Here is a 14025-nt window from a genome sequence, read left to right as displayed (position 1 = left end):
GCCACCGGGCTTTCACCGGCCGTTCAACGCTCCGGCTCCGGGGCCACCTCACCGAAAGCACGGCGGGAGGCGCGGCGCCACCGGCTGGCGGGGAGCGCGGGTCGCAGTGCGGCGTAGGCGCTGCAGTACTTGGTGAAGACGGCGGGGCGTATCCCGTGGGCGTGCAACAGGCGGTCCGCCTCGGTGAGATGCCCGGTGGTCTTGGTCTCGACGAGAACGAGGTCGTCCGTGCACCGCACGGTGCGCCCAGTGCGCATGTCGTCGCAGACCAGTGCCGCGTCGCAGGTGATGCGCTCGCCGTCGGCCACGAAGGTGGCGCGAATGTAGTCGGTGCACAAGGACGGTTCGAGGGCTGCCGGGGCGCCGATGCCGTACGCGGTGCGCAGGGTGTCGGCGAGGAACCCCCGGCAGTCGGGGTCGAGCGGGGTGGCCGCTCCGGTCAACGGACGGCGGCGTTTGACGGTGTCGCCGCGCGGCCCCTTGAGCTTGATCTCGAACTGCCGCTCACCCGTGTCTGTGTAGACCCGTTCCCGGATCTTGAAGCGGAGCCGGCGGCCCTGCCGGTGGTCGTGGAAGGAGCGGAGCTCGGGGGTGTCGTAGTAGACGGAGTGGTATCGGAAGGCACGTCGGCCGTCTATGGCGAGGGCGCGGAAGGGGCCGCCGGGCCGGTGCGGGTCGGTGAGCCGGCCGACGATGCGCAGGAAGGTGTTCGCGGGCACCAGGTAGCTGTGGTCGAAACGCGCGAGGAGAGCCGCCCGTTCGTTGAGCTCGTCGAGCGAGATCGGGCCGGCGCCGTGGGCGGCGTCGCTGATGGCGCGGACCGCAGCGGCGGAGCGGACCGATGCGGTGGTCATGCGCTTTCCCAGGTGGGTGTGGTCCGGTGGGCGGGTCCGGCGGCGGGCACGGGGCCCCGGTCAGCCGGGGCCGCTGTGCTCTCGCGGTAGCGGACGTCGACGACGGTGAGGTCCCGGACGAAGTCGACTTCCATGACCGTCCAGTGGAGGGGCTCACCCAGGCGCCGTGCGAGGTCGGTGCGGAGCGCGGCCGGGTCCTCGTGGACGGTGTCGAGAGTGACGACGGCGCGCCGGGTGTCGGCCAGGAGGCGGGGGCTGTCGGCCGCCCAGACGATGAGGAGGAGGGTGGCGCACAGCCCGCCGGTGAGCGCGAACGGCAGCCTCGGCAGTCCGCAGAGCAGGCCGAGGACAAGGGTGGTGAAGTAGTAGGCGACTTCTTCGTGCTGCACGGCGTCGGAGCGGAGTCGCACGATCGAGAGCACGCCGAAGAGGCCGAAGCCCAGGGCCGCCCCGCCGCTGCGCACCTCGGCGAGGGCGGTGACGACGGTGAAGAGGCCGGTGTTCAGGGCGAGATAGGCCGGCACGAGGTCGCGCCGGCGGTGGCGCGGATAGTAGATGGCGAAGGTCAGCACGCCGACGGCGGCGAGGTCGAGCCCGAGGTGGGCAGCGAGATGCCGTAACGACTCCATGACTGCACTCCCTGTAAGTACCGAGGCCGGAAGGCCCCGAAAGACCGGAACGAGAGACAGACGGTAGGTGAACGCATGGCGAACATGTATTCGCTTGTGGAGAAACGATGCGCCTCCTTGATGGCCTTCGGCACCAATTGACCGGAAGTGCACACCTCCTGTCGCGTTCGCCTCTCTTGCCGACCGCCTTCGACTGGAGTTGACCCGGGAGGGATTGGAGCGTCTCCGGATCGCGCGGGAGACGGTCGCCGAAGTGCTGGTGGAGTTGGTGCCAGAGAAGCGCGGACGCGGTCGATCCCCACCGGCCAACCGTGGCTGAGCCGGTGGCGTCGGCGTATGCAGGGGCCGAGCGGCAGGTCATCGGAGTGCTGACCGTGCCGAACTGGCAGTCCGGGATGGGGCCGGAGATCCTGTCGAGGGTGTATCAGGACATCGTGGAGGTGGTGGCGGAGGCGCCGGGGCCGGTCCGCGCCAAGCAGATCGTGCCGAGGATCGGGCTGCCGGTCGAGACCGGGAAGATCGAGGCCACGCGGGCGAAGTTGAAGCGGCTGGTGGAGCGGGGGCTGGCTGGACGAGGATGTCCCGGGGCCTGTTCACTTTGGCCCCCAGTCGGGGCGGTGCTTCGCCCAACTCCCGTCAACAGTAGGGCTCTTCCGCGCCTACATTCGAAGGCGCGACCCAAACGATGCTGGACGGGAAGAGCCTTGAAGCTGACACCGTACGACACTGATGCCGCCGCTGACCCCTTTGCCGCTCCCTCAGCGCCTTCGAGCTGCTGACCACCTCGCTGTCAGGCAGCGATGCGGGCACCTGGACCCACACTGAACTGGAGGAATACCTGGACGGCCGGGCGGGAACTGCTTCGCCTGCTGCTGCAGGGCCGCCTCGAGCTGCGCGCGGTGCGAGAGGAGGAACAGGTTCGTTCCGGTGGCGGCCCGGTCGTGGTGGGGCCGGAAGGCCGTGTGCGGCCCTGGCGGGAGACCGGACACGCGCGCTGGCCGGCCACCGTGTTCGGGATGGTCCGGGTCACCCGGGTCGCGCCCACCGAGGCCGGGGCGCGGGCAACGTCCATCCCGCCGACGCCGTGCTGTCCCTGCCGGCGGGCCGGGGCTACGACGAGCAGACCGCCTTCCCCGACACCGCTTGACCGATCAACCGCATCGGATGTCTGCTCCGCACGGGCGGCACTGTTCGCCGTTCCGCTCCCGACTGAGGTGGTCCATGCACCTCGCCCACGCCGCTCTCGCTCACAGGTCCGAGCCGGGCTCCGGTGTCCTGGCCGTTCTGATCGCGGCCTCGATGCGGACCGCGTCGGCCGTGGCCCGTACCTCGTGCACCCGGACGGCTCAGGCTCCCTGGGCGGCGGCGATCGCGGATGCGTCGGCGGTCGCCCTGTCCCGGGCGCGTGGCGGTCGGGGTGCGCCGGTCGCCGGGTCCGCCGGCAGCGTGTCCAGGAATCGCTTGCGGGAGGCCGCGACCAGGAGCGGACGGCACAGCCGTCGCCAGGCGTCGAGCCCGGCCAGCAGAACCCGGTCGTCCGCCCGGGTTCTCGTGACGATGCCCAGTCCGGGGTCGTTGATCATCTGACTGGGAGCAGGGGGCTTCAGTCGCCCGGAGGGTTGGGCGACGCGCTGATCTGCTTGGCGTAGGTCTGGGTGTACTTCGGGATCAGTGTCTCGATCCGGTTGACGTAGTTCTGTGTCTCGGGGATCTGTGGGATGCCCTGGGCCTTGAGTACCGCGTTGGGGCCGGCGTTGTACGCGGCGAGTGCGAGCTGGGTGGGGTCGCCGGGGACGCCCTTGACCTCCTTGAACAGGTGGCACATGTAGGCGCCCTGGGCCGGGATGGCGTCTTGTGGGTTCCACACGTCGGCCCGGCCGTCGCCGGTGTAGTCCTTGCCCCACTCCGCCCAGGTCGAGGGTTGGAACTGCGCGATGCCCTGGGCTTTGCCGGAGTTCGCCTTCGGATTCCAGTGGCTCTCCGCGTCGAGTTGCGCGGCCAGCATCGGAACGCTCAGCTCCGGGCAGGTCTTGGTGGCTGACTGAACGGTCGCCAGATACTGACCGGGAATGGTGGGCAGTGCGGGCGGTCGGGTCAGCCACCAGAGGGCACCGAGGGCAGCGGCGATGACGAGGACGGCTGCGAGGGCCAGACCCACCAGACACCCTCGGCGGCCGGAGCGCCTGGTTTCTACATCCGCCGGAGAAAATCGGTACGTCGTGGCGGGCGACGACACCCCCCGGTCGAGATGTGCGGGCTGCTGACCTTGCCGCCACACCTCGCCGCTGTCGGTCGCTCCGGCTTGCTGCTCTTGCACGTGCCCAGTCCGTCCGGTCGGTCGTCGGGTGCTCTGTCGATGACGGGTAGGACGCGTAGGGCGTCACATTAGTTGCAAGATCACGCAAACGAGCAGGTGCGTGGGGGGATCGCCACACGAGGGAACCCGCCTCGGCCGCCGCGATACCTGCACCAGCGCCGCAGATCTGAGGGCTCCGGCCCGGACGGCCCTCAAGACAGAGACCTTTAGCGGACGCTGTCCGGATCACCTGTGTGACGTGAGGCTGCGCAAAGGTGCTTCACCGGCTTGCCGGGCCAGGCGCCGCCCGGCCGGACAGCAGCAGCGAGGCACACACGCTGCAGGACAGCACCCGTTCCCGGCCCTGGCAACGCCCGCGGATGCGGTGAGGAGGCCATGGCCGAACGGCAGCCGCACTCCGGGCCATCGGGAGGGGCTGATCCGGAAACCTTCGAAGATGAGCACGACACGCGCCGGGGGATAACCGCCCCATTCTTCCTGAGCGTCGGCCTCTGCCTGCTTGCCGGGTCGCCAGGTGTCGAGCCTGGGCACCCAGGCCGAGGGCCGCGTCGTCCTCAGAGTGCCGAGCGCCCTGGCGGATATTCGGCCCCTGCGCCGTAGACCCGGGCCGCCTCGCACACCACGTCTGTATGCAGACCACCGACGAGTGGACGCCGGAGCACGAAGGCATCTGGTGAAGCTTCTGACCGGGCGGATCAGCGACAGCCGGTCGGCCGCGCTGCGGGTCATCTGCCTGCTTTGCGGCTATGCCCTGGTCATCCTCGGCGCCCTCAGCCTGATCCGAGTGCCGTGGGAAAAGCTCCTGCTGGGCGGCGCGCTGACTGGAGTGATCCTCGGGATCGCCGCGCAGCCGGTCCTCGGCAATATCTGCGCTGGTCTGGTACTGCTCGTCTCGCACCCTTTCGCGATCGGTGAGCGGATCAGCATTCAGTCCGGACCCCTCGGAGGCCGGATCGAGGGCGAGGTGACGGACATGACCCTGTTGTTCGTCCAACTCCATACGGAGGACGGTCAGGTGTTGCTGCCCAACAACGCTGTGCTCGGCGGGGCCATCGGCCCACCCGCTCGCGAGGCTGTCGCGCGGTGACAGCTGACGGGAGGCCGTAGTCGGCCGACCGCTTTCGGTGGGTTCTCTCCGATCGCGTTCCGGCGGCTATACAGGAAAGGGCACCCCTGCTGCCGCAGCTGCCCTCCGGCACATCCGAGATCCTCACGTCGGCCACGCCGCATGGGAACGTCCGGGGCTTGTCGAACGTCACCACAGTGGGATCCAGCGGGGGTCCGAACAGAAGTGGAGCATGGGCGATGAGCGGGACGAGATTCGCGCCGGACCGGGGCCTGACCAGCCGCATGGTGGCCACCATGTTTATGATCGGCTTGCTCTACGTGGTCTTTGTCGGGGCGCTGCTCGTGCTGCTACGCGGTGCCTGGCCGCTGGTGGCCGTCATCGCGGGTGGCATTTTCATCGCGCAGTTCTGGTTCAGCGACAAGATCGCCACGTTCAGCATGGGCGCTCGTGAGGTCACCGAGCAGGAGTACCCGGAACTGCACGGCGCGGTCGATCGTCTCTGTGCCCTGGCCGACATGCCCAAGCCCCGTGTCGCCGTCGCCGACAGCGATGTCCCGAACGCATTCGCGACCGGCCGCAATGCGAACAACGCCGTGATCTGCGCCACGACCGGCCTGCTGCGCCGGCTGGAGCCGGAGGAGCTGGAGGGCGTGCTCGCGCACGAGCTCTCGCACGTCGCGCACAAGGACGTTGCCGTGATGACGATCGCCGGGTTCCTCGGCGTGATGGCCGGCTTCCTTACACGGGTGGGCCTTCAGTTTGGTTTGTGGGGCGGGTTCGGTGACCGCCGCGACGAGCGTGACGACGAGGGCCTGGCCCTGCTGGTGGTGATCGCGGTCAGCGCCGTCGTCTACGCGGTCAGCTTCCTGCTGACGCGCCTGCTGTCGCGCTATCGCGAGCTGTCCGCCGACCGCTCGGCGGCGCTGCTCACCGGCCGCCCCTCCGCGCTGGCCTCGGCGCTCACCAAGGTCACCGGCGCGATGGGCGCGATCCCGACGCGGGACCTGCGCCAGGCCGAGCCGTTCAACGCCTTCTACTTCGCCCCGGCTTTCTCCGCGCGGCAGAGCGCGGGCAATCTGCTCTCCACCCACCCGACGCTGGAGCAGCGGCTCGACCAGCTCGGCCGCATCTCCGCCGAGCTGGGCCGCTGATGCCCGATGCCCTGACCAGGAAGGAACAGCTCCGCCATGGGCTTTCTCGACGCGCTGCTCGGCCGCACCAAGCCCGTCAGCCCTGACCTCGACCAGCTCTTCGGCCTGCCCTCCGCCGTGATCACCCTCCAGGCTGCAGCCGGCTTCACTCCGACCGGCCTTGGCTCGGTGTGCTTCGCTGCCGCAGAGGGCGGCGCTTTCGCCCAGGTCCAGCAGGACGTTCAGGCGCTGCTCAACGCCGACCAGGGCACCCCGGTCGAGATCAGCCGCGACAGCTACGGCTACACCTGGCTGCTCTCCCGACAGTCGCCGGACGACATCGTCTCCCTTGTCAACGACCTGCACGCGGTGAACACCGCCCTGCAGGACAACGGCTTCGGCCCGCAACTGCTGTGCTCTCTGGTCGCTTTCGCCAACCCGGAGGGCCGCAGGCTCGCGCTCGTGTACTTGTACAAGCGGGGAACCTTCTACCCGTTCTCGCCACTGCCAGGTGAAAAACGCGACAACGCGATGGAGCTCCAGGTGAAGACGGTGATCGGCAACGACCTGCGGGTCGAACAGGATCTCGGCCGGTGGTTCCCGCTCTGGAGTGCGCCGGGGCTGTGACATCCCGCGCCCAGGGCCGCGTGGGTCTGGCGCGGTGGAAACGGCTGGCGCTCCGCGCCTGATGCGCTGGTCAAGACCGGCCTGGTGGCAGAGGAGGCTGTTATGGCTGTGCCTCGCGCGGGTCCAGGAAGTCAGCGAGCCCGGCCCTCAGCCGTGCCGAGTCCGTCGGGCCGGCGATGACGGTGGCGCCAGCGGCCCAGGGGGCCAGATCTCCTCGATGGAGAAGTCGAAGGAGATGGTCATGTCCTGGTAGACGCGGTCGCCGGGCCGCATGTCGTAGACCGGGCCGACGACCCGCAGGAAGTTGCGGATGCTGGACCGGGCGATCTCCGCCCCCTTGGGCCTGCCGTTCGAGTCCGAGGTGTACATGAATGTACGCCAGCGGGCCCGCACCTCTCGGCGTCTTCAGGCGGCCGTGTGGACGGCAGCAGCGTCCACTCCTCGACGCATCCGTCGATCTCGATGACCGGGCACGGTGCGCCGGATGCCAGGGCGGAGGTGGTGAGCAGGGCATCGACGCCGGCATCTCGGAGGATGAAGTCCACCCGGTCGACGGGCGCCGCCGGGTCGACCGGTACGAACGCCGCGCCCGCTTTGCACACGCCGAGCAGGCTCGCGTACATCTCGACCGGCCTCGGCAAGAGCAGCGCCACACTACTGTCCGAGCCGAGGCCGAGACCACGCAGCCGGTGGGTGATCTGGTTGGCCCGGGCGTCCAGTTCGACATAGGTCAGCCCGCTGCTCTCCGCATTCGAGGGCGACGGCGTGCGGGGTCCGGTTGCAGGAGTCCTCGAAGAAGCGATTCAGGTTGCCTACTGCCGGGCAGGTGCCGTCCCGGTCCGGGGCGACGGCGACGCGTTGGTGTCAAAGGTCGTGTGGTGTCCCCTGGAATGCAGTTCCGAAGCATGCCAGTGGCGCCAGGTTCCGCTGTGCCTCACAACATGGGGAGGTTGACGGTGGCCCCCTCCGGTGAGGGAGAACCGGAGGGGGCGAGCCGATGCGGTCAGGCGGTGGCGAACTCCGGGGCGATGCGCGCCGCTGCGGCCGCCGCGTGGCGCTTGACCTGCTGTTCGTCAAGGTGGTCCAGGCCGAGGTCGGTCATGAGCCGTTCGGCCTGCTGGCGCGCCAGTGCCTCCAGGGTGTTGGTCAGGCTCTGGTTGTCGATCGGCTGCCCGGACTCCTTCAGCTTCCGGGTAGCCTCCCAGGCAGCCGCGTGGCCGGCCTGCTCCTCGGTGACGTTGCGGTCCAGGCCGGTGCCGCCGTAGATGACGGTGTGGGCGTCCTTGTACTGCCTGATGCTGTGCTGAGACACGGTTTCTCCTCGTCTAGGGCCCGACCGGTCTCTTGCCTGCCGGACGGGCACCACACCAGAAAAACTCGGCGCGGCCGACCCCCGCCCGGCAAACACCCCCGAACGGGTGGCCTCCAGCGACCGGCACGCACTGCGGCACAGGTGCGGTCCAGGCAGGCTATTGCCCTGACCGATCTCCGCCGAAGGGATGACGCGTTCGCTTGGACGAGTTCCCTTGCGGCGGTGGCCGCCTGGCAGGGTTCAACGTTGATTCAGGCGTGGATGCCGTGAGCGACCGGGCAACCGACGTGCGCTTCGCTGAACGAGTTGGCTGCGTCACCACATGGACGACTGAGCGGCTCAAGTCCTGCGCCACGCTGTCACAGAGGGGTGCGGACGGCACGTACGGCGGGACTTCGATCCGGGCTACATGATCAGGAGGTCGGCCATCCCAGCAACTCCACGGTGGTTACTCTATGTAACTCAGTTACGCCATTTCAGTGATGCGTGGTAAAAGTGAGATAGCCGCGGCTGGTGGGAGATCGCGTTGCCTGACCTGCGGCTTTATGGGAAGCGACGGGCGTTTCAACGGCTGACGTACTCGCTTCGGCATGCCGGTCCGCCGTGCTTGGGCCAGCCTGGTTTCGCGAGCCGCCCGAATGGCTGACTCGCTCCCAGGGGGGAACTCCTACGAAGCCAGGAGACCCACAATGAGCGTGACCCGAAGCCGCCACGCCCGTGCGCTCGCCGCCGGTGCTCTGTCCGCCGCCCTGCTGTCGACCGGTACGGCCGGTGCCGTCGCCGCGACCGGGACGCCGACCCCCAAGCCCTCCGTGACCCGTACCGGCATGCCGAGCATGAAGCCGTCGCGGACGCCGACCGCGGCGGGTTCGATCACCGTCTCGGCCAACCGCAAGGCCGTCAAGGTGGGCAACACCGTGGTGTTCACGGGCCGAGTCAGGGGCATCAAGGCCGGTTCCACGCTGGTGCTCCAGCGCATGCGCAACGGCAAGTGGACCACGTTGAGGACCACGGCGGCCGTCAACAAGAACGGCACTTACACGATCAGGCGGACATTCACCAACAAGGGTACGGAGCAGGTGCGGGTGGCGACCAAGTCCGGCACCTTCCACTCCTCGCCCGTCACCGTGAAGGTCAGCTGACGTGAGCTGATGCGGGTCCGCAGCCGATCACGGCGCGTTCGGCCCCGAAGCGGGGCTGGGCAGGGTTGACCTTGTCCAGCCCCGCTGTCGCGTCATCCGAAGCGACCATGTCCTGCCGCGGTCCAGGAGCGGATCCGGGTGGGGGCCACACAGAAAGGAGTCACAGCACTGCCTACCGGAGCGGCGCGCAAGGACCTCGAAGGGGTGCCCGGGCGCGGTCCGCGCGCCCAGCCGAAGTGGTCATCCTGTCTTGGCCTGGTCGAGGCAGGCTCGGCGGGCGAAACCCGCGTCAAGGGCAAGGCGCGGATGGGCCGACCGTGGATGGAGCGATCGGGTAGCCAAGGCGGGCGAGCTCGCCTTGCATCCGGCGGTGGCTCCAGGAGTGGTTCTCCTTCGCCAGTCGCAAGATGAGTTGTTTGACGGCGGGTGCGGTGGAGGGCCTGCCGGGGCTGCGGTGCTGAGGAAACGTCCACTTCCAGGCGATGAGTTGCCGATGCCAGGCCAGCAGCGTGGTGGGTGTGTCGGCGGCGGCTGAACGCTGGTTCGGCCGTCGTCGAGAGTCCTTGCTCCCTATCCCACTGCTCTTCTTCGAATGCGCGCGACCGGTGCAGAAATATGACCCATATCGTTGATGTCGCGTGCGTGGCAATATGTCATATGTGGCGTTTGGCGCTGAAGACAGGCGAGAGGAGCGCATCATGATCGCCAAGCTGCTCGGCAAGCTGTCCTTCACCCGCCACTACGGTGCGTATGGGGCCCACGAATGGGTTGCGTACGCCGGCGACGACTAGGACGGACCGCACTGTGGGCGGGCGCCCTTGGGCGTCCGCCAGTCCCCTACGCTGCCGTCGATATCGGCCTGGATAGGTACGAGAGCCAGGGACGATCTCATGGGCCGAAGGAATGAGCCGCCGCGGTTGCCCGGAGGCAGCTTTGCGGCCTGGAGCCGCGACCGGCTGGCGTTGGCGCGCCGTGGGGCTGAAGAGTGTGGGGACGTCTGGCAGCTGGAGCCGGGTGTCTACGTAGCCGCTGCGGCCGGGCCGTGTGAAGCGGTCCTGCGCCACGCGCAGGATTTCCCCAAGGCATCCTCGCCTCTCTTCCCGCCGTTGAAGCGGTCGAGCGGGGCACCGACACCCGAGGAGCGTGCGCACGCTCGCGCCGCCCGCAGGCGCGGACTGCGTGCGCAGGCGGTTGCAGCCCGGATCGGTGAGATTGCGCCCCAGACTGCCCGATTTGCTGACCAGTGGCCCACGGGCCAGGACGTCGAGATTCTGCCCCCGGTCCGGCATGCCCTGGCAGAGATCGGCGTGAGCTACCTCTTCTCCGAAGACGCTCCCACCCTGCTGCCCTATGCCGCACAGCTCTTCCTGGCCCGGGAGGTGCTCGTACGTCCCTCGCGTTGGGTGTGGCCCCCCTGGATCCCCACACCGGCACGGCGGTTCCGCACACGGCAGCAAGTCGCCTTCACCGACGCTTTGCGGCCCATCGTCCGCCGGCGTCGTTCATCGGGCCGGCTCGGTGACGACATGCTGGGACAGATGCTCCGGCCCTCCCCCCACTACGGCCTACTGCCGGAAGAAGCCATCCTCGACACACTCCCCGGAATCACCGTCGCCACCTTCGAGACCCCTTCCCGGGCAGCCGGATGGATCCTGCTCCACCTGGCCCGGCACCCCCAGGCAGCGAACCGCGTCGCGGCTGAAGCCGCCTCGCTGCCAGCGGACCCGGCCGCGACGACCAGCACCCACCTCGGCAGCCTGCAATACACCCAGGCACTGGTACATGAGGTTCTCCGGCTGTACCCCCCGAGCTGGCTACTGACCCGGCGCGCCCCGCGACAGACTCAACTCGCCGACTACACCATCGACGCCGGATCCACCGTTCTCATCTGCCCCTACACCGCCCACCGCGACGCACGGGAATATCCCGAGCCGGACCAGTTCCGGCCCGAGCGCTGGCTCGATGATTCGGGCTCGCCGGCGAAACCCGGGGTCTTCCTCTCTTTCGGTACCGGCCCGCATGGCTGCGAGGGGGCCGCTCTGGCCATGGCGATGCTGACGCTCCTGACTGCGCAGACCGCCCGCTGCTACCACTTGAGCGAGCCGCCGGGACCGGAAGCCAGCTACCAGGTCACCACCCTCGAAGGTCTCGCAACTGTCGGCTTGCGCCTGCGCGCGACCTTGCGCGGCTGAGGTCAGTCCTGCGTTCGGTAGCAGGACGCCTCCACCAGCGAACAGTGCACGTTGATCAAGTAACAGTGCCGTTCCGCACACGCCTGGACGACCTGCTCATGGTTCGCTCATCGTGTGTCGCTGGTCGAATTCGCCTGCGAGCATGCCCATCATGACGAGGTCGTGGTGCCGGCCGGCGAAGAAAACGTGTTCCCGTAAGCGCCCCTCCTCGGTGAAGCCGAGCCGACGGAAAAGTGCCAGCGATGCCTCGTTGTGGGCGAGGACCGCTGCCAGGCATTTGTGATAGCGCCGCTCGGCGAACATGAAGCGCAGCAGCAGCACTACGGCTTCTGCCGCGTAGCCCTTGCGCCGGTGGTCAGCGTCGATCGTGACATCGAACTCGAACCAGCCGGAACGAGGGCCGGTGCGATGCGAGCCGACTGTGCCAACGAGCTCTCCCGTGGCCGTCGCTTCGACTGCCAATCGGAAGCGGTCGTCATCGCACTTGGCGACGGCTTGCTCCTTCGCCCAGGCACGGTAGCTCTCGGCGGACCGCGGCAGATCCAGGCGGCTCCCTCGCCGCCCGTCATCCTCGGCGAAGCGCATGAACGCCGTCCAGTCGTCGGGCTCGATAGCGCGAAGGCGTACCCGATTACCGGTCCAGGACGATGCCATGCCCTATTTGATCACACTGCTGTGCGCGCGAGGCTGAGAGGCACACAGGCAGGTGCTGCCTGCCGTGCTTGATTTCTACTGACCTTGGGCGAGCGCCCCCGGCAGCTGGCGAAGTGCAGGGCCGGATCGCTGACCTGCTCCATCTGATCGATCAATGCTGGAGTCGCCGGTATCGGTGCCGCTGTTACGCTGATTTTCTGACGTTATACCGGCGCACCGTGCCACACAGTTTCCGTCGAAACGGCAATCCAAGACAGCGCCGCTTATATATCCAAAATGCAGACGCAGCCAGGGATACGTCCCTGGCCGGGCGCCGATCGCCTTGCCGTGATGATCAATTCATTCCCTGGAGACCCGGCGAGTGTGGTGTATCCCCTCGCACTTCGCAGGGGTGGGGCAGCGGCCATCCTCCGTGGTTGCGCGCAGGAGTGGCGCCGGCTTGAGGGTCTGCAGCTCCCACTTCCTGTGGAGGTCGGGGTGAAAGTTGTCGTTGATCTTTCCCGATGTGAGGGGTATGCGCAGTGCGCGTTCCTGGCTCCGGAGGTGTTCCGGATGCACGGTGAGGAAGCGCTGATGTACGACCCGAGCCCGGATGACGCCTGGCGTGACCAGGTGCTGCGCGCCGCGGCGGCCTGCCCGGTCCAGGCCATTCTGGTCGACCGGCTGGGGGCGTGGCACGCACCGGCGGAGGCGTGGCCGTCATGACCAGTGCCGGTGATCTGCAGGCGTTCAGGCGCGAGGGCCGCATCGTGGTCGTCGGGGCATCGCTGGCGGGGCTGCGGGCTGCGGAGGCTCTGCGGGACGAGGGTTTCACCGGTTCGCTGACCATGATCGGTGACGAGTTGGGCGAGCCCTACGACCGGCCTCCCCTGTCCAAGCAGGTACTGACCGGGTGGGTGCCGGCCGGGGGCACCGCTTTGCCCCGCCGTCGTGGCATCGACGCGGAGTGGCTGCTGGGTGTGCCCGCAAGCGGGCTGAACCTTGCGACGAACCACGTGCGTCTCGCCGACGGACGCGAGGTTCCCTTCGACCGGGTGCTGATCTCCACTGGGGTACGGGCCCGGCCGTGGTCCGTCGAGTCCGAGGCGGCGCTGGACGGGGTGTTCGTCGTGCGTACACGCGAGCATGCCGAGAGCCTGCAGCGGGCCCTCGCCGCCGGGCCCTCCCGTGTGCTGGTCATCGGTGCGGGATTCACCGGCTCCGAGATCGCCTCCGTCTGCCGCGAACGGGACATCCCGGTGACCGTCGCCGAACTCGCGCCCGCCCCGCTGGTCGGGGCGTTCGGCGCCGTGATCGGCGAGGTTGCGGCCGACATGCAGCGCGCTCACGGTGTGGACCTGCGCTGCGGTGTCAAGGTCGCCCAGCTGGAGGGCGACGCGCAGGGACGGTTTCGGCGTGCGCATTTCGACGACGGCAGTACGGTCGACGCCGATGTGGCGGTGGTGGCACTCGGGAGCATCCGCAACACCGAGTGGTTGCGGGGGTCGGGACTGGCTGCGGGCGTGTGGGGAATCACCTGTGACACGGGCTGCCGCGCCCTCGACGTCAATGGCCGCGTCACCGATGACGTCTTCGCCGCGGGCGACGTGGCATGTTGCCCGAACCCCATCTGCGGATACCGGCTCATCGCACTGGAGCACTGGGCCAACGCCGTGGAGCAGGCCGAGGTCGCGGCACACAACATGGTCAGCGCCCAGGCGGACCGTCGGTCCCACCTGTCCATCCCGCTGTTCTGGTCGATCCAGTTCGGCGTCAACATCAAGTCCGTCGGCCTGCCGACCTTCGCCGACGAGGTGGCAGTCACCCAGGGATCGCTGGACGACCACCGTTTCGTCACCGCATACGGCTATCGGGGCCGTGTCACGGCTGCCGTGAGCTTCAACAACGGCAAGTGGCTCGACCACTACCGACGGTTGATCGAGACGGCCGCACCGTTCCCGCCCCCCTGCCCCACTCCGGACCAGCCAGCCGATATGAAACCGGTGCCCGTCGACTTTCCCGGCCCCGCCCTGCTCGCGCAGGACGCCACGGTGGCCGTCACAAGCCATGACCCCGGGGAGCGCTGCGCCACGGCCGTGCGCCGGTTCCGGCAGGAGGAA

13 protein-coding genes and 3 pseudogenes are annotated in these 14025 nt (G+C 68.5%); 7 read left to right on the top strand and 9 right to left on the bottom strand.

The genetic code is table 11. The features are described 5' to 3' along the window. Positions 1-23: 23 nt before the first annotated feature. The 4 genes from ACFC8N_RS17295 to ACFC8N_RS17280 all read right to left on the bottom strand — a co-directional run bounded on the left by ACFC8N_RS17295 (position 24) and on the right by ACFC8N_RS17280 (position 3641). Complete coding sequence (locus ACFC8N_RS17295; RefSeq protein ID WP_376288652.1) at positions 24-854, bottom strand: polyphosphate polymerase domain-containing protein; 831 nt, start codon at positions 852-854, stop codon at positions 24-26. After that, the gene (locus ACFC8N_RS17290) at positions 851-1483 is read right to left on the bottom strand and encodes a DUF4956 domain-containing protein (RefSeq protein WP_376288651.1); all 633 of its coding nucleotides are present in this window, start codon (positions 1481-1483) and stop codon (positions 851-853) included. Before ACFC8N_RS17290 ends, ACFC8N_RS17295 begins: the two co-directional genes overlap by 4 nt. 1346 nt (positions 1484-2829) lie before the next feature. After that, positions 2830-3066 carry a dihydropteroate synthase gene (locus tag ACFC8N_RS17285; RefSeq protein WP_376288650.1) on the bottom strand — a complete coding sequence of 79 codons (237 nt, stop codon included), beginning with the start codon at positions 3064-3066 and terminating at the stop codon, positions 2830-2832. A gap of 20 nt (positions 3067-3086) precedes the next feature. Beyond that, a complete protein-coding gene (locus tag ACFC8N_RS17280) occupies positions 3087-3641 on the bottom strand; it encodes a lytic transglycosylase domain-containing protein (RefSeq protein ID WP_376288649.1) in 555 nt (184 codons plus the stop codon). 832 nt (positions 3642-4473) lie between these two features. On the opposite strand from ACFC8N_RS17280, the gene ACFC8N_RS17275 reads away from it, so the two are divergent. The 3 genes from ACFC8N_RS17275 (at position 4474) to ACFC8N_RS17265 (ending at position 6626) form a co-directional block, all read left to right on the top strand. Continuing rightward, positions 4474-4887 (top strand): mechanosensitive ion channel domain-containing protein, encoded by a 414-nt coding sequence (locus ACFC8N_RS17275; RefSeq protein WP_376288648.1) that lies wholly within the window; start codon positions 4474-4476, stop codon positions 4885-4887. Positions 4888-5105: 218 nt separating this feature from the next. After that, positions 5106-6020, top strand: a complete 915-nt coding sequence (htpX, locus tag ACFC8N_RS17270; RefSeq protein WP_376288647.1) for a zinc metalloprotease HtpX — start codon at positions 5106-5108, stop codon at positions 6018-6020. A gap of 36 nt (positions 6021-6056) precedes the next feature. Next, on the top strand, positions 6057-6626 hold the full coding sequence (locus tag ACFC8N_RS17265) for a hypothetical protein (protein ID WP_376288646.1): 570 nt from the start codon (positions 6057-6059) through the stop codon (positions 6624-6626). Positions 6627-6773: 147 nt separating this feature from the next. Here the strand turns inward: ACFC8N_RS17265 and ACFC8N_RS17260 are convergent, their stop codons facing one another. From ACFC8N_RS17260 to ACFC8N_RS17250, 3 genes and pseudogenes are all read right to left on the bottom strand, one after another. After that, entirely contained in the window at positions 6774-6995 is a 222-nt protein-coding gene (locus ACFC8N_RS17260) for a hypothetical protein (protein WP_376288645.1), read from the bottom strand. A 116-nt stretch (positions 6996-7111) separates the two neighbouring features. Then, positions 7112-7312, bottom strand: a pseudogene (locus tag ACFC8N_RS17255) (AMP-binding protein); the annotation flags it as partial. A 317-nt stretch (positions 7313-7629) separates the two neighbouring features. Next, positions 7630-7938: a DUF3759 domain-containing protein gene (locus ACFC8N_RS17250; protein WP_071379009.1), complete on the bottom strand. Its 309-nt coding sequence runs from the start codon at positions 7936-7938 to the stop codon at positions 7630-7632. Between the two features lie 689 nt (positions 7939-8627). On the opposite strand from ACFC8N_RS17250, the gene ACFC8N_RS17245 reads away from it, so the two are divergent. Continuing rightward, a complete protein-coding gene (locus ACFC8N_RS17245) occupies positions 8628-9080 on the top strand; it encodes a hypothetical protein (protein WP_376288644.1) in 453 nt (150 codons plus the stop codon). A 313-nt stretch (positions 9081-9393) separates the two neighbouring features. On the opposite strand, the pseudogene ACFC8N_RS17240 reads toward ACFC8N_RS17245, so the two are convergent. Beyond that, positions 9394-9654: pseudogene (locus ACFC8N_RS17240) on the bottom strand (helix-turn-helix domain-containing protein); the annotation flags it as partial. A 733-nt stretch (positions 9655-10387) separates the two neighbouring features. Between ACFC8N_RS17240 and ACFC8N_RS17235 the strand changes: the two are divergent. Further along, positions 10388-11272: a cytochrome P450 gene (locus ACFC8N_RS17235; RefSeq protein ID WP_356038761.1), complete on the top strand. Its 885-nt coding sequence runs from the start codon at positions 10388-10390 to the stop codon at positions 11270-11272. A gap of 96 nt (positions 11273-11368) precedes the next feature. Here the strand turns inward: ACFC8N_RS17235 and ACFC8N_RS17230 are convergent, their stop codons facing one another. Next, on the bottom strand, positions 11369-11926 hold the full coding sequence (locus ACFC8N_RS17230) for a GNAT family N-acetyltransferase (protein ID WP_376288643.1): 558 nt from the start codon (positions 11924-11926) through the stop codon (positions 11369-11371). A 477-nt stretch (positions 11927-12403) separates the two neighbouring features. Between ACFC8N_RS17230 and ACFC8N_RS17225 the strand changes: the two genes are divergently transcribed. Both ACFC8N_RS17225 and ACFC8N_RS17220 read left to right on the top strand, forming a co-directional pair. Further along, a complete protein-coding gene (locus ACFC8N_RS17225) occupies positions 12404-12631 on the top strand; it encodes a ferredoxin (RefSeq protein WP_376288781.1) in 228 nt (75 codons plus the stop codon). Further along, positions 12628-13989 (top strand): annotated as a pseudogene (locus ACFC8N_RS17220) (NAD(P)/FAD-dependent oxidoreductase); the annotation flags it as partial. The gene ACFC8N_RS17225 and the pseudogene ACFC8N_RS17220, both read left to right, overlap by 4 nt. Positions 13990-14025: the final 36 nt, after the last annotated feature.

The organism is Streptomyces sp. NPDC055966, from assembly GCF_042269865.1.
GTDB lineage: Bacteria > Actinomycetota > Actinomycetes > Streptomycetales > Streptomycetaceae > Streptomyces.
The sequence above is the reverse complement of the archived record's forward strand: the minus strand, read 5'-3'. Positions and strand labels throughout refer to the sequence as shown.